The organism is Cupriavidus sp. UME77, assembly GCF_014170355.1.
Lineage (GTDB): Bacteria > Pseudomonadota > Gammaproteobacteria > Burkholderiales > Burkholderiaceae > Cupriavidus > Cupriavidus basilensis.
The window spans coordinates 1-20,678 of sequence record NZ_LZZU01000052.1; the positions used below are offsets into that span (position 1 = coordinate 1).

21 protein-coding genes and 1 pseudogene are annotated in these 20,678 nt (G+C 65.9%); 19 read left to right on the top strand and 3 right to left on the bottom strand.

Annotated features, from left to right (window positions below):
* Nucleotides 1-1,136: 1,136 nt before the first annotated feature.
* The 5 genes from A9975_RS21160 (at nt 1,137) to A9975_RS21180 (ending at nt 5,136) form a co-directional block, all read left to right on the top strand.
* The gene (locus tag A9975_RS21160; RefSeq protein WP_183034529.1) at nt 1,137-1,586 is read left to right on the top strand and encodes a DUF1178 family protein; all 450 of its coding nucleotides are present in this window, start codon (nt 1,137-1,139) and stop codon (nt 1,584-1,586) included.
* Nucleotides 1,587-1,681: 95 nt separating this feature from the next.
* On the top strand, nt 1,682-2,884 hold the full coding sequence (locus tag A9975_RS21165; protein WP_174422901.1) for an acyl-CoA dehydrogenase family protein: 1,203 nt from the start codon (nt 1,682-1,684) through the stop codon (nt 2,882-2,884).
* A 13-nt stretch (nt 2,885-2,897) separates the two neighbouring features.
* On the top strand, nt 2,898-4,016 hold the full coding sequence (locus A9975_RS21170) for an acyl-CoA dehydrogenase family protein (RefSeq protein ID WP_150983763.1): 1,119 nt from the start codon (nt 2,898-2,900) through the stop codon (nt 4,014-4,016).
* Nucleotides 4,017-4,141: 125 nt separating this feature from the next.
* Nucleotides 4,142-4,591: a MaoC family dehydratase gene (locus A9975_RS21175; protein WP_043344764.1), complete on the top strand. Its 450-nt coding sequence runs from the start codon at nt 4,142-4,144 to the stop codon at nt 4,589-4,591.
* Between the two features lie 65 nt (nt 4,592-4,656).
* On the top strand, nt 4,657-5,136 hold the full coding sequence (locus tag A9975_RS21180) for a MaoC family dehydratase (protein WP_150983766.1): 480 nt from the start codon (nt 4,657-4,659) through the stop codon (nt 5,134-5,136).
* 59 nt (nt 5,137-5,195) lie between these two features.
* Here the strand turns inward: A9975_RS21180 and A9975_RS21185 are convergent, their stop codons facing one another.
* From A9975_RS21185 to A9975_RS38575, 3 genes and pseudogenes are all read right to left on the bottom strand, one after another.
* Nucleotides 5,196-6,497: an MFS transporter gene (locus tag A9975_RS21185; protein ID WP_183034530.1), complete on the bottom strand. Its 1,302-nt coding sequence runs from the start codon at nt 6,495-6,497 to the stop codon at nt 5,196-5,198.
* Between the two features lie 9 nt (nt 6,498-6,506).
* Entirely contained in the window at nt 6,507-7,343 is an 837-nt protein-coding gene (locus A9975_RS21190) for an alpha/beta fold hydrolase (protein WP_255503344.1), read from the bottom strand.
* A 45-nt stretch (nt 7,344-7,388) separates the two neighbouring features.
* Nucleotides 7,389-7,508: pseudogene (locus tag A9975_RS38575) on the bottom strand (SDR family oxidoreductase); the annotation flags it as partial.
* A 415-nt stretch (nt 7,509-7,923) separates the two neighbouring features.
* Between A9975_RS38575 and urtA the strand changes: the two are divergent.
* The 14 genes from urtA (at nt 7,924) to ureG (ending at nt 20,603) form a co-directional block, all read left to right on the top strand.
* Nucleotides 7,924-9,189, top strand: coding sequence for an urea ABC transporter substrate-binding protein (gene urtA, locus A9975_RS21200; RefSeq protein ID WP_150983768.1), 1,266 nt, complete (start codon nt 7,924-7,926; stop codon nt 9,187-9,189).
* 183 nt (nt 9,190-9,372) lie between these two features.
* Nucleotides 9,373-11,010, top strand: a complete 1,638-nt coding sequence (urtB, locus tag A9975_RS21205) for an urea ABC transporter permease subunit UrtB (protein ID WP_183034531.1) — start codon at nt 9,373-9,375, stop codon at nt 11,008-11,010.
* A complete protein-coding gene (gene urtC / locus A9975_RS21210; protein WP_183034547.1) occupies nt 11,010-12,215 on the top strand; it encodes an urea ABC transporter permease subunit UrtC in 1,206 nt (401 codons plus the stop codon). Before urtB ends, urtC begins: the two co-directional genes overlap by 1 nt.
* A complete protein-coding gene (gene urtD / locus A9975_RS21215; RefSeq protein WP_183034532.1) occupies nt 12,212-13,060 on the top strand; it encodes an urea ABC transporter ATP-binding protein UrtD in 849 nt (282 codons plus the stop codon). Before urtC ends, urtD begins: the two co-directional genes overlap by 4 nt.
* 32 nt (nt 13,061-13,092) lie before the next feature.
* Nucleotides 13,093-13,785: an urea ABC transporter ATP-binding subunit UrtE gene (gene urtE, locus A9975_RS21220; RefSeq protein ID WP_006156811.1), complete on the top strand. Its 693-nt coding sequence runs from the start codon at nt 13,093-13,095 to the stop codon at nt 13,783-13,785.
* A gap of 229 nt (nt 13,786-14,014) precedes the next feature.
* A complete protein-coding gene (locus A9975_RS21225) occupies nt 14,015-14,887 on the top strand; it encodes an urease accessory protein UreD (protein ID WP_183034533.1) in 873 nt (290 codons plus the stop codon).
* A gap of 66 nt (nt 14,888-14,953) precedes the next feature.
* Nucleotides 14,954-15,256, top strand: a complete 303-nt coding sequence (locus A9975_RS21230) for an urease subunit gamma (RefSeq protein WP_006156809.1) — start codon at nt 14,954-14,956, stop codon at nt 15,254-15,256.
* A 20-nt stretch (nt 15,257-15,276) separates the two neighbouring features.
* A complete protein-coding gene (locus A9975_RS21235; RefSeq protein ID WP_183034534.1) occupies nt 15,277-15,900 on the top strand; it encodes a HupE/UreJ family protein in 624 nt (207 codons plus the stop codon).
* Between the two features lie 28 nt (nt 15,901-15,928).
* The gene (locus tag A9975_RS21240) at nt 15,929-16,234 is read left to right on the top strand and encodes an urease subunit beta (RefSeq protein ID WP_150983775.1); all 306 of its coding nucleotides are present in this window, start codon (nt 15,929-15,931) and stop codon (nt 16,232-16,234) included.
* On the top strand, nt 16,234-17,952 hold the full coding sequence (gene ureC / locus A9975_RS21245; RefSeq protein ID WP_183034535.1) for an urease subunit alpha: 1,719 nt from the start codon (nt 16,234-16,236) through the stop codon (nt 17,950-17,952). Before A9975_RS21240 ends, ureC begins: the two co-directional genes overlap by 1 nt.
* Nucleotides 17,953-17,961: 9 nt before the next feature.
* On the top strand, nt 17,962-18,573 hold the full coding sequence (gene ureE, locus A9975_RS21250) for an urease accessory protein UreE (protein ID WP_183034536.1): 612 nt from the start codon (nt 17,962-17,964) through the stop codon (nt 18,571-18,573).
* Between the two features lie 17 nt (nt 18,574-18,590).
* Nucleotides 18,591-19,235, top strand: coding sequence for an endonuclease domain-containing protein (locus tag A9975_RS21255; RefSeq protein WP_183034537.1), 645 nt, complete (start codon nt 18,591-18,593; stop codon nt 19,233-19,235).
* A complete protein-coding gene (locus A9975_RS21260; protein ID WP_183034538.1) occupies nt 19,232-19,924 on the top strand; it encodes an urease accessory protein UreF in 693 nt (230 codons plus the stop codon). The genes A9975_RS21255 and A9975_RS21260 overlap by 4 nt, the downstream gene beginning before the upstream one ends.
* Before the next feature lie 49 nt (nt 19,925-19,973).
* Entirely contained in the window at nt 19,974-20,603 is a 630-nt protein-coding gene (gene ureG / locus A9975_RS21265; RefSeq protein ID WP_150983949.1) for an urease accessory protein UreG, read from the top strand.
* The last annotated feature ends 75 nt before the right edge of the window (nt 20,604-20,678 follow it).

Consider the following 20,678-nt stretch of genomic DNA (forward strand, 5'->3'; position numbering starts at 1 on the left):
TTGGTCGCTGTTTATTTCATCGGTGTTGGTTTTTGCACCCAAGAGCCGTACGACATCTCCCTTACGGGGTTGGTCGCTGTTTGTTTCATCGGCGATGGCATTTGCACCCAAGGGCCATACGACATCCCCCTGCGGGGGCTGCCGGTCACTTTTCTTTGACCGGCAAAGAAAACTAACGAAAAGAAAGCCGCCCTGCCGGGAGCAGAGCAATAAGGCTGTTTTTGCCTCTATGGTTGCGTCGTACGGCCCGGAGTGCTGGCTAGCGAATCCTGCCGGCCGCAAGGACATCATTTCTGCATGACCCATGGGTTACGTCGTGCAGCCCCTGACCTCGCTTGCGGTGACCATTCCCACATCTGCCGTTCGCGGGGCGAAGTGCTGCGCCGTTTCGGGTGTGGCTGGTTTCGTGGTTTTGTCTCGAAGGACGAGCGCGGTGATGTCCGAACGTGTGTGTGAGCGCGGCCCTCGCGGACGGGCCACGGTGCCCACCACGAAACCAGAGGGGGGTGAAGCAAGGCACCGCTCGCGCCGGTACGGCAGGGCATCAAATGGCCGGGCGCCCGCCGCCAGAGACAAAACCACGAAACCACCAAGGCAGGCAGGATCGTGGCGCTACGCACCGCGAACGGCAGATGCCCGAACGCGCACCGAGCAAAGCGATCAGGGGCACCACCACGTGACCATTGGGTCATGCCGTAGCGATGACCTCCAAGCCGGTTGGACACGCCAGCCAACACTCCGGGCCGTACGACGCAACCACCGCCCCACATAAGCCTGATTGCTCTGCCCCCGGCAGGGCGGCTTTCTTTTCGTTAGTTTTCTTTGCCGGGCAAAGAAAAGTGACCGGCAGCCCCCGCAGGGGGATGTCGTATGGCTTGTGGGTGCAAAAACCAACACCGATGAAATAAACAGCGACCAACCCCGCAAGGCAATGTCGTACGGCCTTTGGGTCCAAAAACCATCGCCGCCCTAACAGCGTAAAATCCCATTTAGCCGTGTGATCGCAGCCATACCTCATCACCCTTTGTACAAGGCTCCCCGCCAAGGGCATAAGTAATGGCTGCAAAAAAATTAGCACGACCGTTCACAAAATTCCGTTTCGCGGATACTATAGCTTTCGACGGGCTGGAAACATCATGAAGGTGCTCGACCTGCGCTGCGCGCAAGACCATCGTTTCGAGGGCTGGTTTGCTTCGGAGGACGACGCGCAATCGCAGATTTCGCGAAATCTCGTCCAATGTCCGGTCTGCGAAGACCATGCCATCACCCGGCTGCCCAGCGCGCCGCGCCTGAATCTCTCGGGAGCGGCCGCCGCGCCGGCGGGCAAGCCGGTAGGGGCGAAGGCCCCTGCGGCGCCGGCGACACTGCAGTCGCTTTACCTAAAGGCGGTAAAGCAGGTGCTGGCGCGGACCGAGGATGTGGGCGAACGCTTTGCCGAAGAGGCCAGGCGCATGCATTACGACGAAGCGCCGGAACGCGGGATCCGCGGCACGGCGTCGCCGGACGAAGTGCAGGCCCTTGCCGAAGAAGGCATCGATACTTTCCAGCTCGTGGTGCCGGATGCGCTCAAGCAGACGGCTCACTGAATAGCGTCCTGTGCCCAAGGCAGTGTTCTTGCCGGCGCATGACGCGCTAGCTAGAACAAACTGCCGGTCTCACACCGGCATCACTGGAGACGGGCATGGATCTCAACTATTCGGCGTCCGACGATGCCTTCCGCGCCGAAGTGCGCGGCTGGCTGGAGGCCAACCTGCCGGCGGAAATCAGCAGCAAGATTCTGAACCACCGCCGCCCCAACCGCGACGACCTGGTGCGCTGGCACAAGCTGCTGGCGGGCCGTGGCTGGTCCGCACCGCACTGGCCGGTGCAGTATGGCGGCACGGGCTGGAACGCCACGCAGCGCCATATCTGGGACGAGGAAAATGCCCGCGTCGGCGCGCCCGGCGTGCTGCCCTTCGGCGTGGCCATGGTCGCGCCCGTGATCATGAAGTACGGCAGCGAGGAGCAGAAGTCGTACTACCTCCCGCGTATCCTGGATTGCACCGACTGGTGGTGCCAGGGTTACTCCGAGCCGGGCTCGGGTTCCGACCTGGCATCGCTGAAGACCCGCGCCGAGCTGACCTCGGACGGCAAGCATTACATCGTCAACGGCCAGAAGACCTGGACCACGCTCGGCCAGCACGCCGACATGATCTTCTGCCTGGTCCGCACCGATTTCGAAGCCAAGAAGCAAGAAGGCATCTCGTTCCTGCTGATCGACATGAAGACCCCGGGCATCACCGTGCGCCCGATTATCATGCTCGACGAAGAGCATGAAGTGAACGAAGTGTTCTTCGACAACGTCCAGGTGCCGGTGGAAAACCGCGTCGGCGAAGAAAACCGCGGCTGGACCTACGCCAAGTACCTGCTCGGCCATGAGCGCACCGGCATCGCCCGCGTGGGCAACTCCAAGCGCGAGCTGGGCTTCCTCAAGCGCGTGGCCAAGCAACAGCAGAAGAACGGCCGTCCGCTGCTGGAAGACCCGTTGTTCGGCGCCAAGGTTGCCGCGCTGGAAATCGAGCTGATGGCGCTGGAGCTGACCGTGTTGCGCGTGGTGTCGAGCGAGAGCGCTGGCAAGGGCCCCGGCCCCGAGGCATCGATGCTCAAGATCAAGGGCACCGAGATCCAGCAGATGCTGACCGAGCTGATGGTGGAGGCCGTCGGCCCCTATGCCCAGCCGTTCGACACCGCCTACCTGGAATGCGAACACGAACACGCGGTGACCGGCTACGACGACGCCGCGCCGCTGGCCGCTTACTACTTCAACTATCGCAAGACCTCCATCTACGGCGGGTCCAACGAAATTCAGAAGAACATCATCAGCCAGATGATCCTGGGGCTGTGAGGAGACACGCGATATGAACTTCAATCTCAGCGACGAACAGAAGCAACTGGCTGACGCCGTCCACCGCTTCATCGACAAAGACTACGATTTCGAGACCCGCAAGAAGGGCATCAAGGCCGAAGCCGGCCATAGCGATGCCGCTTGGGGCGCGCTGGTCGAGCTTGGCCTGACCGCGCTGCCGGTGCCGGAAGCGCAGGGCGGCTTCTCGGGCACGCCCATCGACATGATGGTGGTGATGCAGGAGCTGGGCCGCGGCCTGGTGGTCGAGCCGTACTTCGCCACCGTGGTTGCCGCCTACGCGCTCAAGCTGGCCGGCGGCCAGGACGCGCTGCTGGAGCAGGTTGCCGGCGGCGAGCTGAAGCTGGCCACCGCCTTCAACGAGCCGCATGCCCGCTATGCGCTCAACGATGTGCGCGTGACGGCCAAGGGCGGCAAGCTCAATGGCCGCAAGGTCGTCACCATTCACGGCGCGCAAGCCGGCAAGCTGGTCGTCTCGGCCCGCACCAGCGGCGCCGATGCCGATACCAATGGCATCTCGCTGTTCCTGGTGGACCCGAAGGCGGCCGGCGTCAGCATCACCGACTACCGCACGATCGACAACCTGCGCGCGGCCGATATCACCTTCAAGGACGCACAGGGCGAACTGCTGGGCACCGAAGGCGCGGCGTTTGCGCTGATCGAGCAAGTGGCCGATTACGCCGCCGTGCTGCTGTGCGCAGAAGCCGTTGGCGTGATGGACACGCTCAACGCCGCCACGCTGGAATACGCCAAGACCCGCCAGCAGTTCGGCGTGCCGATCGCGCGCTTCCAGGCGCTGCAGCACCGCATGGTGGAGATGTTCATCCACGCCGAGCAATCGCGTTCCATCACGTTGCTGGCCGCCGCCAAGTTCGACGAGGCCAGCCCGGAAGAACGCCGTCGCTTTGCCTCGGCGGCCAAGGCACGCGTGGGCCAGGCGGCTCGCTCGGTCGGCCAGGAGGCCGTGCAGATCCACGGCGGCATGGGCGTCACCGACGAACTGCCGGCGGCGCACATGTTCAAGCGCCTGACGCTGATCAACACCACCTTCGGGGATGTCGATCATCACCTGTCGCGCTTTGCGACACAGCCGGGCTTCCTGGAAACGGTCTGATCCAGGTTGAATCAAAGAACCGCGCCGGTTGTCCGAGGCGCGGTTTTTTGTTATGAATTGATCGCGTATTTTCTGCCGCGATTCTCCCACCTCGCATCTCGCATTCATCGTTGACGGAGCGATTCATGTCCACCCTGTATTTCGAAGATTTCGCCGTCGGCAGCAAGCGCGACCTCGGGTCCCACCTGGTGACGGAAGAAGAGATCCTGACCTTCGCCCGCCAGTATGATCCCCAGCCTTTCCACATCGACAAGGAAGCCGCGCAAAAAAGCATCTACAAGAACCTGATCTCCAGCGGCTGGATGACCTGCTCGATCATGATGCGCCTGCTGGTGGACAACATGACCTCCAAGGCCGCCAGCATGGGCTCGCCCGGCGTGGATGAAATCCGCTGGCTCAAGCCGGTCTATGCGGGCGATACGCTGAGCGTGTCGCTGGTGGTGCTGGATGCGCGCGCTTCCTCGTCCAAGCCGGACCGCGGCGTGGTGCACACCCAGTGGGAAGCCACCAACCAGCGCGGCGAGCTGGTCTGCACCGTCAAGGGCATGGGCATGTACGGACGGCGGCCCGCCTGACGTTTCTCAAGCATCATCCCGGCCATCCCGGCCACTACAGACAACACGTACAACAAGGAGACACCATGCGTACCATCGCTTCGCTCGAAGAACTGGAAAGCCTGCAAGGCCAGGAAGTGGCCGTCAGCGACTGGATCGAGATCACCCAGCAGCAGGTCAACCAGTTCGCCGAAGCCACTGGTGATCACCAATGGATTCACGTCGACGTGGAGCGCGCCCGCCGCGAATCGCCGTTCGGCGGGCCGGTGGCGCATGGCTTCCTGACGTTGTCGCTGCTGCCGGCGTTCATGCACAACGCGCTCGATATGCCGGGCGTGAAGATGGGCGTCAACTATGGCCTGAACCGCGTGCGCTTTACCGCGCCGGTGCCGGTCGGCAGCCGCCTGCGCGCTCGCGTGAAGCTGCTCTCGGTGGAGCGCCTGGAGCCGTTGCCGAACGCGCCCGCGCTGGTCGGCGCCCAGTCCAACTGGGAAGTCACGGTAGAGCGCGAGGGCAGCGAGCGCCCGGTGTGCGTGGCGGAATCCATCAGCCGCCGTTACTCGTAAGCCTGACAGGCCGCCACCGCCGTCGCGGCCTGGTGGCGGCTGTCCCGCCACGGCGCAGCTCAGGCCGGCGAACGTGCGGCCGCTATATCTCGCGGCGAGGCCGCCAGCGCCTTTGCGGAACGCTCGGGATTGATCCAGCACAAGCCAATCACGCCACTTGCCAGCAGCAGCAGGGCGTTGATCGTGAAGCCCACGTCAAAGCCGCCATTCATGCCATGGCGCTGCACCAGTTGCCCCACCACCGCTGGCGCTAGTATGCCGGCCAGCGTGACCAGCGCCGTGTGGATCGACAACACGCTGCCGCGCTGGCCCTCCGGCACGATCTGCGCGAGCATGGCCGGCGTCAGGGCGAACGCCACGGGCGGCAGGCATGCCGCCACGGCAATCAGCAAGGTCTTGGGCACCGGCGCCAGCGTGATCGACGCGATCGCCAGGTACACGCCGCCACCCGCCAGCGCGGCCAACGAGATGAGCACGCCACGCGCAAGCCGCGACGATGCGCCCGCACGCAGCATGCGCTGCGACAACCAGCTAAGGATCAGCGTGACGGGCATGGCCGAGGCCACGATGGCCGCATACCAGCGCCCGGTGGTGACCGGGTCGAAGCCCAGGCCCTTTTCCAGGTAGGCGGGCAGCCACGTCAGCCCCAGCGCGAGCGCCCAGTATGCGCAGAAGCCAATGGCCAGGCAGGCCAGCACGGTCGGGTCGCGGAAGATGCGCAGATAGGGCAGGCGCACGGGCGTGGCCGCGGTGCCGGCGCGTGATGCGCTTGCCTGTGTGATCGGGCCCTCGCGTCCCACGCAGAGCCACATTGCGCTCCACGCCATGCCGATGCCGGCCAGGATCATGAAATTGGCGCGCCAGCCCCATCGCATCGTCACCAGCGGGATCAGCAGTCCCGCCAGCAGCAGGCCTACGGTGGCCCCCTGGTTGATCATCGCCACCGGCAGGTTGCGCTTGTGGTCCGGAAACCATTTGAACAGCGCGTGCACGGAGATCGGGAAGGCCGGCCCTTCGGCCGCGCCAAGCAGCATGCGGCACACCAGGATGGTCATGGCCGATCCCGCCAGCGCCAGCGGGACCTGCAGGACGGCCCACGACAAGCCCATCGCCAGCAGCAGCCAGCGCGCGGCCACGCGATTGGACAGAAAGCCGACCAGCACGGTGGATAGCGAGAACAGCCAGAAGAAGCTGCTGGCGATCAGGCCGAACTCGGCCGGCGGCAGCCTCAGGTCTGCCATCAGCGGCACGGCGACCATGCCCAGCACGATCTTGTCGAGGAAGTTGATCAGCGAAAGCCAGGTCAGCATCGAGGCCATGGCCCAGGCGCTGCGTGGTTGGTAGGACGCAAGTGTATTCATCGGTTAGCCTCAGGATCGGTTCAACGTGTTGACTTGGCGCTCGTTTTCCCTGGTGGTCGCGCAATCCAGGTGCTGCTCGATCAGTGCGAGCAGGCGCTCGGGCTGTTCCAGCATCACCAGGTGCCCGCTGTCGATCTCCGCGTAGCCGGCGCCGCCGATCGCCGCGGCGAGCGCCTGGCAATGCGCCGGCGGCACCATCTGGTCGTGGCGCATGCCGATCACGAGCGTGGCGGCGCGGATGCGGGGCAACAGCGGCGTGATGTCGATGATGGCGTCGAGCCCGGCCTGGCGGTCGCTGCCGGGCGCCAGGCTCGCGCCGAAGCGCCGCAGCATGCCCTCCACGGTGGCGTCGTCCATGCTCGCGATGAACCGCTCCGATACGCCATTGAGCAGGACCATGCGCGCCAGTTGATGGCGGTCCGACCGCGCCAGCGACTGCCACAGCGCGAACAGCAGGCGCATGCGGCTATCGGTCCGCGCCCAGGCGCCGAACAAGACCAGGCGCCGCACGCGCTCTGGCATCAGCGCGGCCGCGGCGGCGGCCACCACGCCGCCTAGCGAATAGCCCACCAGATCCACGGGCAGGTCGCCCGCCAGCGCCATGCAGTCGCGCACCTGTCCGACCAGCGCATCGAGCGTCAGCGGCCCGCCGTCGTCACGGGTTTCACCAGAGCCCGCAAGATCCAGCGCCAGGCAGCGCCTGCGCTGCGCGAGCCCGGGCAGCAGCGCGGCCCAGTTGGTTTCCGCGCTGGAACTGGTGCCGTGCACGAGAAGAGTCGGCCGTCCGGTGCCGGCCTCGATCAGGCTGGTTCGGATGGGCTCCGACGCGATTTCCAGGCGTTGCATGTGGAACTCCCTTGGGTGCGCTTGGCGGGCAGCGTGGAGACAGGCTTACTGGGCGGTGATGCCGCCATCGACCGTGAACTGCGAGGCTGTGATGTAGCGGCCCTCGTCGCTGGCCAGCAGCAGGAACACGCCGACGATTTCCGCTGGCGTGGCCAGGCGGCCGCGCCTGGCACTCGAGCATGAAAATGAGGGAGACGATCTGGTCCGCGCCGGGCGTCGTTGACGCTTTCAATGGGTTGTCTCCGTCGTGCTTTTTTATGGGTAGTCGCGGCGCATGCGGCAACACCGTGGCGCGCAATCGAGAGGCCACCTTAGAGCCGATTGCGGATTCGGGCAAGGCACGGCGCAACATGCGTGCCGCCATGTGCCCCAATCTGAATCAGCCGGCAGCGGCGCACAGGCTTGGTGCGTGACGCTTGCGCACTATCGTGGTGCGATGGGTGGCCTGGCGGCCTCCGGAGGCTCGCCGGGCCGTGTGCACAGCCTTGTATACAAGCTTGTATGCCATGGCATGCTAGTTGCAGAAGAAGTACCTGGGGTGCGTTGTTCCTTTATCCAACACGACAATCTGGGAGCTGCAATGAAAAGACGTGACATGCTGAAGCTGTCGGCGGTAGCCGCCGCGGCCTTGTTTGCAACGGCAGGCGTGAGCCCGCTGGCATTGGCGCAGTCCAAGGAGCCGATCAAGGTCGGTATCCTGCATTCGCTGTCCGGCACCATGGCCATTTCCGAGACTTCGCTCAAGGACGTGGCGCTGATGACCATCGACGAGATCAACAAGAGCGGCGGCGTGCTTGGCCGCAAGCTTGAGCCGGTCGTGGTCGATCCCGCTTCCAACTGGCCGCTGTTCGCCGAGAAGGCGCGCCAGCTCATCACCAAGGATAAGGTCGCCGTCACGTTCGGCTGCTGGACCTCGGTGTCGCGCAAGTCGGTGCTGCCCGTCTATGAAGAGCTGAACTCGCTGCTGTTCTATCCGGTGCAGTACGAAGGCGAGGAGATGTCCAAGAACGTCTTCTACACCGGCGCGGCGCCCAACCAGCAGGCCATTCCCGCGGTGGAATACCTGATGAGCAAGGAAGGCGGCGGCGCCAAGCGCTTCTTCCTGCTGGGCACCGACTACGTCTACCCGCGCACCACCAACAAGATCCTGCGTGCCTTCCTGAAGAGCAAGGGCGTGGCGGACAAGGATATCGAAGAGGTCTACACGCCGTTCGGCCACAGCGACTACCAGACCATCGTCGCCAACATCAAGAAGTTCTCGCAAGGCGGCAAGACCGCCGTGATCTCCACCATCAACGGCGACTCCAACGTGCCCTTCTACAAGGAACTGGGCAACGCCGGCCTGAAGGCCAAGGACGTGCCGGTGGTGGCGTTCTCGGTGGGCGAGGAAGAACTGCGCGGCATCGACACCAAGCCGCTGGTGGGCCACCTGGCCGCATGGAACTACTTCATGTCGGTCAAGAACCCGGAAAACGAAGCCTTCAAGAAGCAATGGGCGGCGTGGGTCAAGGCGAACAACCTGCCGGGCGGCGACAAGCGCGTGACCAACGACCCGATGGAAGCGACCTACGTGGGCATCCATATGTGGGCGCAAGCCGTCAAGAAGGCCGGCACGACCGATCCCGACAAGGTGCGTGCCGCGATGTATGGCCAGACCTTCAAGGCCCCGGACGGCTTCACCCTGACCATGGGCGAGAACCATCACCTGTACAAGCCGGTGATGATCGGCGAGATCAAGGGCGATGGCCAGTTCACGGTGGTGTGGAAGACGCCCAAGGCCGTGCGTGCGCAGCCGTGGAGCCCGTTCATCGCGGGTAACGAAGGCAAGCCGGACAAGGTGATGTAAGCAGGGCTCCCGCCTGGCGCTCTCCTGCTCTCCCGCTTGCTTCGCGGCGGGTGAGCGAGGGGAGGGCGCCGGGCAGTGTCTTAGCCTCCTCGCATGCTGTCCGCCGCTTCGGTGCGGTGGCGGCAAATCGTCATGCCGATCAAGGTGACGCGCGTGCTTCGCCGCGCGCGACTCGCAAACCTTATGCACCGACCCTTATCGTTCTCTCTCGCTTCACGGTTGCGCGCCATGCTGGCCGCGCTGCTCCTGCTGGCCGCGTGCCCGCTGTGGGCCGCGCCGCTCACGCAGGCCGACCTGAAGCCGCTGGCCGAAGACGACTTCGACGCCAAGACCGCCGCGATCACCGCACTGACCAAGGCGCCGGTGGCGCAGGCCGGCCCCATCCTCAAGGCCTTGCAGGACGATACGCTGCAATACGCGCCCGGCGTCGGCATGGTGCGCCAGGACGGTGACAAGCTGGTGGACGCGATCAGCGGCGCGCCGGTCACGGTCAAGCCCGACGCGCTCGAAGCGCTCACCCTGAACAACAGCCTGCGCGCGATGGTGGACAGTGCCGCCAGCAGCACGCTGCTGCAATCGCCCGATGCGGCGGTGCGCACGCAGGCCGTCAATACGCTGCTGGACCAGCCGGGCAGCGCATCGCGCCCGGTGGTGGAGGCCGCGCGCAAGGCCGAGGCCGATGCCGGCCTGCGCACCAAGCTCGATGTGATCTGGGCCAATATCGTGCTGGCCGAGGGCAGCCGCGACGATCGCCTCGAAGCCATCCGCATCCTCGGCCGCGACAGCAATCCGCAGAGCCGCCAGAAGTTGCAGCCGCTGCTGGAAAAGGACGCAGCCGGCAACTTTCGCGAGCCCGACGCCGAACTGCGCGGCGCCGCGCAGCAGGCGCTCGACGCCCTGCGCGGCGACCAGCGCCGCGCCGAGCTGATCGGCAACCTCTTTGCCGGCCTGAGCCTGGGCAGCGTGCTGCTGCTCGCCGCGCTGGGCCTGGCCATCACCTATGGCCTGATCGGCGTCATCAACATGGCGCACGGCGAATTCCTGATGATCGGCGCGTACGCCACGTACATGGTGCAGGGCGTGTTCCGCGCGCACTTCGCCAGCGCGTTCGACTGGTACCTGCTGTTCGCGCTGCCCGCATCGTTCCTCGCCTCCGCCGTGGTTGGCTTCGTGCTGGAGCGGCTGGTGCTGCGCCATCTCTACGGCCGCCCGCTGGAAACGCTGCTGGCCACCTTCGGCGTGAGCCTGCTGCTGATGCAGGCGGTGCGCACGCTGTTTGGCGCGCAGAACGTGGAAGTGGCCAATCCATCCTGGATGAGCGGCGGCATCGAATGGCTGCCCGGCATGGTGCTGCCATACAACCGCATGGTCATCATCCTGTTTGCGCTGGCGGTGGTGGCGGTGGCCTGGGCGGTGCTCAACCGCACCCGCCTTGGCCTGTTCGTGCGCGCCACCACGCAGAACCGCACCATGGCGGCTTGCGTGGGCGTGCGCACCTGGAAGGTGGATAGCTACGCCTTTGCCTTTGGCGCGGGCATCGCCGGCCTGGGCGGCTGCGCGCTGTCGCAGATCGGCAATGTCGGCCCCGACCTCGGGCAGGCCTACATCATCGACTCCTTCATGGTGGTGGTGCTGGGCGGCGTGGGGCAGCTCGCGGGCACCATCATCGGTGCTTTCGGGCTGGGCCTGATCAACAAGTTCATCGAGCCGTTCTATGGCGCGGTGCTGGCCAAGATCTTTGTCCTGGTGCTGATCGTGCTCTTCATCCAGAAGCGCCCGCAGGGACTGTTCGCGCTCAAAGGGCGCAGCGCGGAGGCATGATGAAGACTTCACTCCCGAATCCATCCACGGCGGGTTTCCGGCTGGCCGTGCCGGAGCGCCAGCCGCTGTTCTCCGCGCGCAGCTGGACGGCGTTGCTGGTGATCGCATTGGTGGTGGGCATCGGCGTGCCGGTGTGCGCGCTGCTGGTGCCCGAAGGCCATCCCATGCATCTGTCGGCCTATGCGCTGACGCTGATCGGCAAGATCATGTGCTTCGCGCTGGCCGCGATCGCGCTGGACCTGGTGTGGGGCTACTGCGGCATTCTCAGCCTCGGCCACGGCTTGTTCTTCGCGCTCGGCGGCTACGCCATGGGCATGTACCTGATGCGCAGCATCGGCCGCGAAGGCGTCTACAAGAGTGACCTGCCCGACTTCATGGTGTTCCTCGACTGGAAGGAGATGCCGTGGTTCTGGCACGGCACCGAGCATCTCGGTTACGCGATGCTGCTGGTGGTGCTGGTGCCGGGCGTGCTGGCGTGGCTGTTCGGCTTCTTCGCCTTCCGCTCGCGCATCAAGGGCGTGTACCTGTCCATCATCACGCAGGCCATGACATACGCCGCCATGCTGCTGTTCTTCCGTAACGAGACGGGTTTTGGCGGCAACAACGGCTTCACCGATTTCAAGCGCATCGCTGGCTTTGCCGTGGCCGCGCCGCAGACCCGCACGGCGCTGTTCGTGCTGACGTTCCTTGCCCTGCTGGCGGGCTTCATCGCCTGCCGCTACATCGTGACGTCCAAGCTCGGCCGGGTCGTGACCGCGATCCGCGATGCCGAGATGCGCGTGATGTTCTCGGGCTATAACCCGCTTGGCTACAAGCTGTTCGTGTGGACCTTTTCGGCCGTGCTGTGCGGCATAGCCGGCGCGCTCTATGTGCCGCAGGTGGGCATCATCAACCCGGGCGAGATGTCCCCGGCCAACTCCATCGAGATGGCGGTATGGGTGGCCGTGGGCGGACGCGGCACGCTGATCGGCCCGATCATCGGCGCCTTTATCGTCAACGGCGCCAAGACCATGTTCACGGCTTACTTCGCGGAGTACTGGCTGTTCCTGCTGGGCGCGATGTTCGTGCTGGTGACGCTATACATGCCGGACGGCGTGATCGGCCTGCTCAAGCGCGCGCGTGCCATGCGCGCAAGCCCGCAGGCCGCGCCGGGCAACGCGGCGAATGCGCCGGCTGCCGCCACCCGCAGCGGAGGGGAAGCATGAACGCAGCACTGGGAGCACAACAGGCCGAAAGCGGCGGCACCACGGGCCTTGGCCGTGTCATGGAGCCGGGCGTCATCGACGTCTCGCACGGCCCCATTCTTTACCTGGAAGACGTGACCGTGCAGTTCGACGGCTTTCGCGCGCTGAACAAGCTGACGCTGTCGATCGACCACGGCGAGCTGCGCTGCGTGATCGGGCCCAACGGTGCTGGCAAGACCACCATGATGGACGTGATCACCGGCAAGACCGGGCCGCGCAACGCCAACGTGAGCGGGCGCGTGTTTCTCGGCCAGAGCATCGACCTGATGCGCATGACCGAGCCCAAGATCGCGCAGACCGGCATTGGCCGCAAGTTCCAGAAGCCCACCGTGTTCGAGCAGCACGAAGTGTGGGAGAACCTGGAGCTGGCGACGAAGGGCGACAAGCGCTGGTTCACTTCATTGCGCGCGCGCCTGGGCGCCGAGGGGCATCGCCGCATCGAGGAAACGCTGGCGCTGACGGGGCTGGAGGACGAGGCCTATCGTCCGGCCGGCTTGCTGTCGCACGGGCAGAAGCAGCGGCTGGAAATCGGCATGCTGCTGATGCAGCAGCCGCAGTTGTTGCTGCTGGACGAGCCGGTGGCCGGCATGACCGATGAAGAAACCATGCAGCTGGCCAAGCTGCTCAACAGCCTGCGCGGCACCTGCTCGATGATGGTGGTGGAGCACGACATGGAGTTCGTCGCCGCACTGGCCGGCGATGTGGGCAAGGTGACGGTGCTGGCCGAGGGCAGCGTGCTGGCCGAAGGCACGCTCGACGCCGTCAAGCGCGAGGAGCGCGTGATCGAATCCTATCTCGGCCGCTAGGCGCGGGGCCGGATCGAAAAAGGAACGAGACTATGTTGCAGGTCAATGCACTCAACCAGTTCTACGGCGGCAGCCACATCCTGCGCAACGTCACCTTCGAGGTGCCGCAAGGCAAGCTGACGACCCTGCTTGGCCGCAACGGCGTGGGCAAGAGCACCCTGCTCAAATGCCTGATGGGCGTGGTGCCGACCAAGAGCGGCAGCATCAGCTGGGCCGGGCAGGCGCTGGAGAAAAAGCCGCCGTACGAGCGCGTCGCATCGGGGCTGGCCTACGTGCCGCAGGGCCGCGAGATCTTCCCGCGCCTGACGGTCGAAGAGAACCTGCTGATCGGCGCGGCCAGCCTCAAGAGCCCGTCGGGCGTGCCGGACCGCATCTACCAGTTGTTCCCGGTGCTGCGCAGCATGCGCCAGCGCCGCGGCGGCGATCTCTCCGGCGGCCAGCAGCAGCAGCTGGCGATTGGCCGCGCGCTGATGAGCGAGCCGGAGCTGCTGATCCTGGACGAGCCGACCGAAGGCATCCAGCCCTCGATCATCCAGGACATCGGGCGCGCGCTGCGCCTGCTGGTGGATGAGTTCGGCATGACGGTGCTGCTGGTGGAGCAATACTACGAATTCGCCCGGCACCTGGCGGATCACTACGTGGTGATGAGCCGCGGCGAAGTGGTGGCAAGGGGCGAGGGCGCGAAGATGGAAGAGGAGGGCGTGCGGGAGCTCATCGCGGTGTGATGTGACACGCGGTGCCGCATGATCGTAGTGCTGGTGTGTTCCCCCTCTCCCGCTGTGCGGGAGAGGACGGACGCTTGCCGGCGGCCGATTGAGTGCCGTCCCGAATGCCACCCCGAATGCCACCCCGAATGCCGCTTCGAATACCACTTCCAGTGCCCCCGGCCGCGCGCTATGATGCGCGCATCCAGCGCACGATGCATTGCCGGCCGCCTCCGCCATTCCAACATTCATGCGTCATCCAGACTTTCCTTCGACCCTCGCCGTGCCACCCGCATGGGAGGCCAGCCTGCGCCTGCGCTTTGCCGCGCGTGCCGAGCGCAGCGCGCTGGTAGAGCGCCGCCATCAGGGGCCGTTGCTGGTGCAAAAGCCACTCTATCCCGAGGGCTCGATCTGCCACGTGGTGATCCTGCATCCGCCCGCGGGCGTGGCCGGCGGCGACAGCCTGGACATCGGCGTGACGGTGGGCGCCGGCGCGCATGCGGTGCTGGCGACGCCTGGCGCCACCAAGTGGTACAAGTCGCTCGGCCGGGAGGCCGCGCAGCGCGTCACGCTGACGCTGGAAGCCGGCGCGCGGGTGGACTGGCTGCCGCAGGAGAACATCGTTTTCGACGACGCGCACGCGCGCCTTGCCACTACCGTGACGGTGGCGCCCGGTGCCAGCGCGATCGGCTGGGATGCGATCGTGCTGGGCCGGCAGGCCAGCGGCGAGACCTGGAGCCGCGGCACGCTGGGCATGGAGACCCGGGTGCAGGGCGGCGGCAAGCGCGCGCTGTGGATCGAGAGCGCGCAGCTGGACGCGGCGTCTGCGCTGCGCCAGGCGGTGGCCGGGCTGGACGGGCTCAATGTCATGGGCACGCTGTGGGCGGTAGGTGACGGTGCCACGCAGGAACTCGCCGAGACGCTGGCCGAGCAGCTGCCGTACCGGCCGGACCTGCGCGCTGGCGTGACGCGGCTCGCGCAGGACGGCCAGTCGATGTTGCTGCTGCGCGTGCTGGGCGCGCAGATGGAAGCGGTCAGGCACTTGATGGTGACGGCGTGGAGCGCGCTGCGCGAACCGATCCACGGTGTGCCGGCCAGGCCCCTGAGGCTGTGGGCGACGTAGGTGCCGGCGCAGGCATTGATCATCGCGCGCCGCACGGAGAACACAAAAAACAACGGGAAACCCAAGATGGAACTCACTCCGCGAGAGAAGGACAAGCTGTTGATCTTCACCGCAGCGCTGCTGGCCGAGCGCCGCCGCGCGCGCGGGCTCAAGCTCAACTATCCCGAGGCGGTGGCCTTGATCACCGCCGCCATCATGGAAGGCGCGCGCGACGGCCGCTCCGTGGCGGAGCTGATGCATGAGGGCACGACCGTGCTCGCGCGCGAGGACGTGATGGATGGCGTGGCCGAGATGATCCCGGATATCCAGGTGGAAGCGACCTTCCCCGACGGCACCAAGCTGGTCACCGTGCACCATCCCATCGTTTGAACAAGACACGAGGTCAAGACATGAACCACTCCAACCGCTCGCGCGCCGTGAGGCTCGCCACTGTGGGCGCTTCGCTGGCGCTTGCCAGCGCCGCCGCCGTCGCGCATCCGGGCCATGACGCCACCACCGTTGGCGCCAGCCTGTTTGCCGGCTTGCTGCATCCCTTCACTGGCATGGATCACTTGCTCGCCATGGTGGGCGTGGGCGTGTGGAGCGCGCTGGGCGCGCGCTCGCCGCGCGAAGCCTTGCGCATGCCCTTTGCCTTCGTGGCCTTGATGCTGGCCGGCGCGCTGCTCGGCCTCGCCGGCATGAGCCTGCCGCTGGTGGAGCCGATGATTGCCGCGTCGTTGCTGGTGATTGGCTTGCTGGTGGCATTGCGCGCCCAATTGCCGGCATGGGCCGGGATGGCCATCGTGGGCGGTTTTGCCGTCTTCCACGGCTATGCGCACGGATCGGAGTTGCCGGCCACGGCCGGCGCCTTGCCCGCGGTAGCGGCCTATGTGGGCGGCTTCAGCGTGGCCACGATGGTGCTGCACGCGGCCGGCATCGGCCTGGGCGGCGCGCTGCGCCGCCACGCGGGCTGGCTGGCGCGGCTCGCCGGTGCGGGCGTGGCGCTGTATGGCGTTGGCCTGATGGTTGCCTGAGCGCACTGACCTCGACAAGGAACCCATCATGATCCCCGGTGAACTGATGCCCGCGCAGGGCGAGATCGAACTGAACGCTGGTCGTGCCACGGTCAGCGTGGCGGTGGCCAACACCGGCGACCGCCCGGTCCAGGTCGGCTCGCATTTCCATTTCTACGAGACCAACCCCGCGCTGGATTTTGACCGCGAGGCCACGCGCGGTTTCCGCCTGAATATCGCCGCCGGCACCGCCGTGCGCTTCGAGCCGGGCCAGAGCCGCACGGTGGAACTGGTGGCGCTTGCTGGCGCGCGCATCGTCTACGGCTTCAACGGCAAGATCATGGGAGCGCTGTGATGAGCGTGAAAATCTCCAGGCAGGCCTATGCCGAGATGTTCGGCCCCACCACCGGCGACCGCCTGCGGCTGGCCGACACCGGGCTCATCATCGAGGTGGAGAAGGATTTCACCGTCTACGGCGAGGAAGTGAAATTCGGCGGCGGCAAGGTGATCCGCGACGGCATGGGGCAGAGCCAGCGCATGGCCAAGGACTGCGTCGACACCGTCATCACCAATGCGCTGATCGTCGATCACTGGGGCATCGTCAAGGCCGACATCGGCCTCAAGGACGGGCGCATTGCCTCCATCGGCAAGGCAGGCAACCCGGACATCCAGCCGGGCGTGACCATCGTCGTCGGGCCGGGCACCGAGGTGATCGCGGGCGAGGGCATGATCGTCACCGCTGGCGGCATCGACAGCCACATCCACTTTATCTGCCCGCAGCAGATCGAAGAGGCGCTGATGAGCGGCGTCACCACCATGATCGGCGGCGGCACCGGGCCGGCCACCGGCACCTTTGCCACCACCGTCACGCCGGGCCCCTGGTTCATGGAGCGCATGCTGCAGGCCGTGGAAGCCTACCCGATGAATATCGGCCTGCTCGGCAAGGGCAACGCCAGCCTGCCGGGGCCGCTGATGGAGCAGGTCGAGGCCGGCGCGATCGGGCTCAAGCTGCACGAAGACTGGGGCACCACGCCCGCGGCCATCGACAACTGCCTGAGCGTGGCGGATGCCACCGACACGCAGGTGGCGATCCATACCGATACGCTCAACGAGGCCGGCTTTGTCGAAGCCACCGTGGCCGCGTTCAAGGGCCGCACCATCCATACGTATCACACCGAAGGCGCGGGCGGCGGCCATGCGCCCGACATCATCAAGGTGTGCGGCGAGCCCAACGTGCTACCGTCGTCGACCAACCCGACGCGGCCGTACACCGTCAATACGCTCGACGAACACCTCGACATGCTGATGGTCTGCCACCACCTGGACCCGTCGATCGCCGAGGACATCGCCTTCGCGGAAAGCCGCATCCGGCGCGAGACCATTGCCGCCGAGGACATCCTGCATGATCTCGGCGCGTTCTCGATGATCTCCAGCGATTCGCAGGCCATGGGCCGGGTTGGCGAGGTCATCATCCGCACCTGGCAGACCGCGCACAAGATGGCCGCGCAGCGCGGCAAGCTGCCCGGCGACCCCAACGACGCGCGCGGCGGGCATGACAATTTCCGCGTCAAGCGCTACATCGCCAAGTACACGATCAACCCGGCGCTCACGCACGGCATCGCGCACGAGGTAGGCTCGATCGAAGTCGGCAAGTGGGCCGACCTGGTGCTGTGGAAGCCGGCCTTCTTCGGCGTCAAGCCGAGCCTGATCTTGAAGGGCGGGATGATCGCCGCGGCAGCGATGGGCGACCCCAACGCATCGATCCCCACGCCGCAGCCGGTGCACTACCGCCCGATGTTCGGCGCCGCCGGACGCGCCCTGCACAAGTCATCGCTGACCTTCGTTTCGCAAGCGGCGCTGGCCGCCGATGTGGGCGGGCGCTATGGCCTGAACAAGGTGCTGTCCGCAGTACAAGGCACGCGCACCGTGGGCAAGCGCGACATGGTGCACAATGACTGGCAGCCGAACGTCACGGTGGATCCCGAGACCTACCAGGTGGTGGCCGACGGCCAGCTGCTGATCTGCGAGCCGGCTACCGTACTGCCGATGGCGCAGCGTTATTTCCTCTTCTGAAGGGCCGCTTTGCAAAAGATCGACAAACATCTCGCCGCGCCGCATGGCATCGCCGCCGTGCTGGTGCGCCGCGCGCCCAAGCTGGTGCTGCCTTTTTCCGAACGCAGCAAAAGCCGCCTGCGCGCCACGCTCGACAACGGCGAAGAAGTGGCGCTGTTTCTTGCGCGCGGCACCGTGCTGCGCGGCGGCGACCTGCTGGTCACCGAAGGCGGCGTCTTTGTCGAAGTGCAGGCCGCGCCGGAATCCGTGCTGCAAGTCGGCGCCAGCGATCCGCAGGCACTGATGCGCGCGGCCTACCACCTCGGCAATCGCCACACCCCGGTGGAAGTGGGCCGCGACTACCTGCGCCTGGAATTCGACCCGGTGCTCGCGGACATGCTGGCCCGCCTCGGCGTGCAGGCCGAACGCGCGGAACTGCCGTTCGAGCCGGAAGCCGGCGCCTACGGCGGCGGGCACAAGCATGGGCACGATGCAACGTTTGCAGAGGACTACGCCGCGGCGCAGGCCGTGTTCCATGAGCATCATGGGCACGATCACGATCACTCGTACGATCACGGTCATTCCCATGATCACGATCATGCGCCGCATGTGCATGACGAGCATTGCGGGCACAAGCACTGAATTCCTGCCCTCGACGCATGAGCAAGCCACCGCGCCCCCAATGTCCAACGCCAGACCCCCCCTCTCCCGCTTGCGGGAGAGGGGCAGGGGGAGAGGGCGGGCGCGTACCGAAGGCACAGTTCGCAAAGTCGCTGCGCGCCAGCCAGACAGAGGCGGAGCAACGCCTGTGGTACCACTTCCGGGCGCATCGGTTCATGGGGCTGAAGTTCAAGCGCCAGAAGCAGGTCGGGCCCTATATCGCCGACTTCGTGTGCATGGAGCTGAAGCTGTTGATCGAGGCTGACGGCGGGCAACACGGCGACGAGTCTGATGCGGCACGCGACGTCTGGTTTAAGCGCAGCGGCTATACCGTCCTGCGCTTCTGGAACAATGAAGTGCTTGGCCAGACGGATGCCGTGTTGGAAAGAGTGCGTGAGGTAGTTTTGGAACTGGGGCATCTGGATGCGCCCGCCCTCTCCCCCGACCCCTCTCCCGCAGGCGGGAGAGGGGAGCAAACCGGCTGCTCATCGGAGCATGCTAGATCGACATCCTCCACTTCGCCAACGCACCCCTCTCCCGCGAGCGGGAGAGGGGTGGGGGGAGAGGGCGGGCGCTCGCCGAAGCCTGCGGCCTCCGAGTCCCCGGGCGACGCAAGTCAGCGCCCTCTGCGGAAGCGCCCATGACCCAGCTCTCCCAACTCATCTCCCTGCTGCACCTCGCCTCGCCGGCGCTGCCGATCGGCGGCTTCAGCTATTCGCAAGGGCTGGAGGCTGCCATCGAGTGCGGCATGGTGCGCGATGCCGGCAGCGCGGAGCAGTGGGTGCGCAGCAACCTTCTGCACGTGCAGGCGCAGTGCGAAGCGCCCGTGTGGCTGTTGCTGTATCGCCATTGGCGCACGCTGGATGCAACGCGCCTGGCCGAATGGAACGACTGGTTCCATGCCACGCGCGAAAGCGCCGAGTTGCGGCTGGAGACCGAGCAGATGGGCTGGTCGCTGGCGCGGCTGGTGGCGCAGATGGAGTGGGGCGATGCCGCGCTGCGCACGCAGCTGGCGGCGTTGTCGCCGGTGTGCCTGCCTACTGCTTTTGCCGCGGCTTGCGTGGCGCTGGACGTGAATGAGCGCGACGGCCTGGCAGCTTATTGCTTCAGCTGGGCGGAGAACCAGGTGTCGGCGGCGCTCAAGGCGGTGCCGCTGGGGCAGGTGGCCGGGCAGCACATCCTGCGCAGGCTGCATCCCGCGGTGCTGGAGACCGTCGATGAAGCCGTGCGGCGCGCCGATGCCGAGCCGCCGCTGCTGTCTACTTTTTCCCCGATGCTGGGGCTGCTGTCCGCGCGCCACGAGACGCAGTACTCGCGGCTGTTCCGTTCCTGAAGCGAACCACGGCAGCATTCAAACGATTCCCCAAGACAAGATGTCCACCATGACCCAGGCTCGTACCAAGAAGAATCCTCCGTTGCGCGTCGGCGTGGGCGGCCCCGTCGGTTCCGGCAAGACCACCTTGCTGGAGATGCTCTGCAAGGCCATGCGCGAGCGCTATGACCTGGTCGCCATCACCAACGATATCTACACCAAGGAAGACCAGCGCTTGCTGACCATCTCCGGCGCCTTGCCAGCGGAGCGCATCATGGGCGTGGAAACCGGCGGCTGCCCGCACACCGCGATCCGCGAGGATGCCTCGATCAACCTGGAAGCCGTCGACCGCATGCTGGGCAAGTTTCCCGATGCCGACATCGTCTTCATCGAGTCCGGCGGCGACAACCTGGCGGCCACCTTCAGCCCGGAGCTGTCGGACCTGACCATCTATGTGATCGACGTTGCCGGCGGCGAGAAGATCCCGCGCAAGGGCGGACCGGGCATCACCAAGTCGGACCTGCTGGTGATCAACAAGACCGACCTTGCTCCTTATGTTGGCGCTAACCTGGAAGTGATGGAAAGCGATGCACGCAAGATGCGTGGCGCGCGCCCGTTCGTGATGGGCAGCGTGAAGTCGGGGCAGGGGCTGGATGAGGTGATCGCATTCATCGAGCGCCAGGGCATGCTGGGGGTGTAACGCCGGGCTGCCACAACCGCGCCCTCAACGGCGGGGGGGCGCTGCGTGCACAAGGCACGGGCGGCACGCTACGCC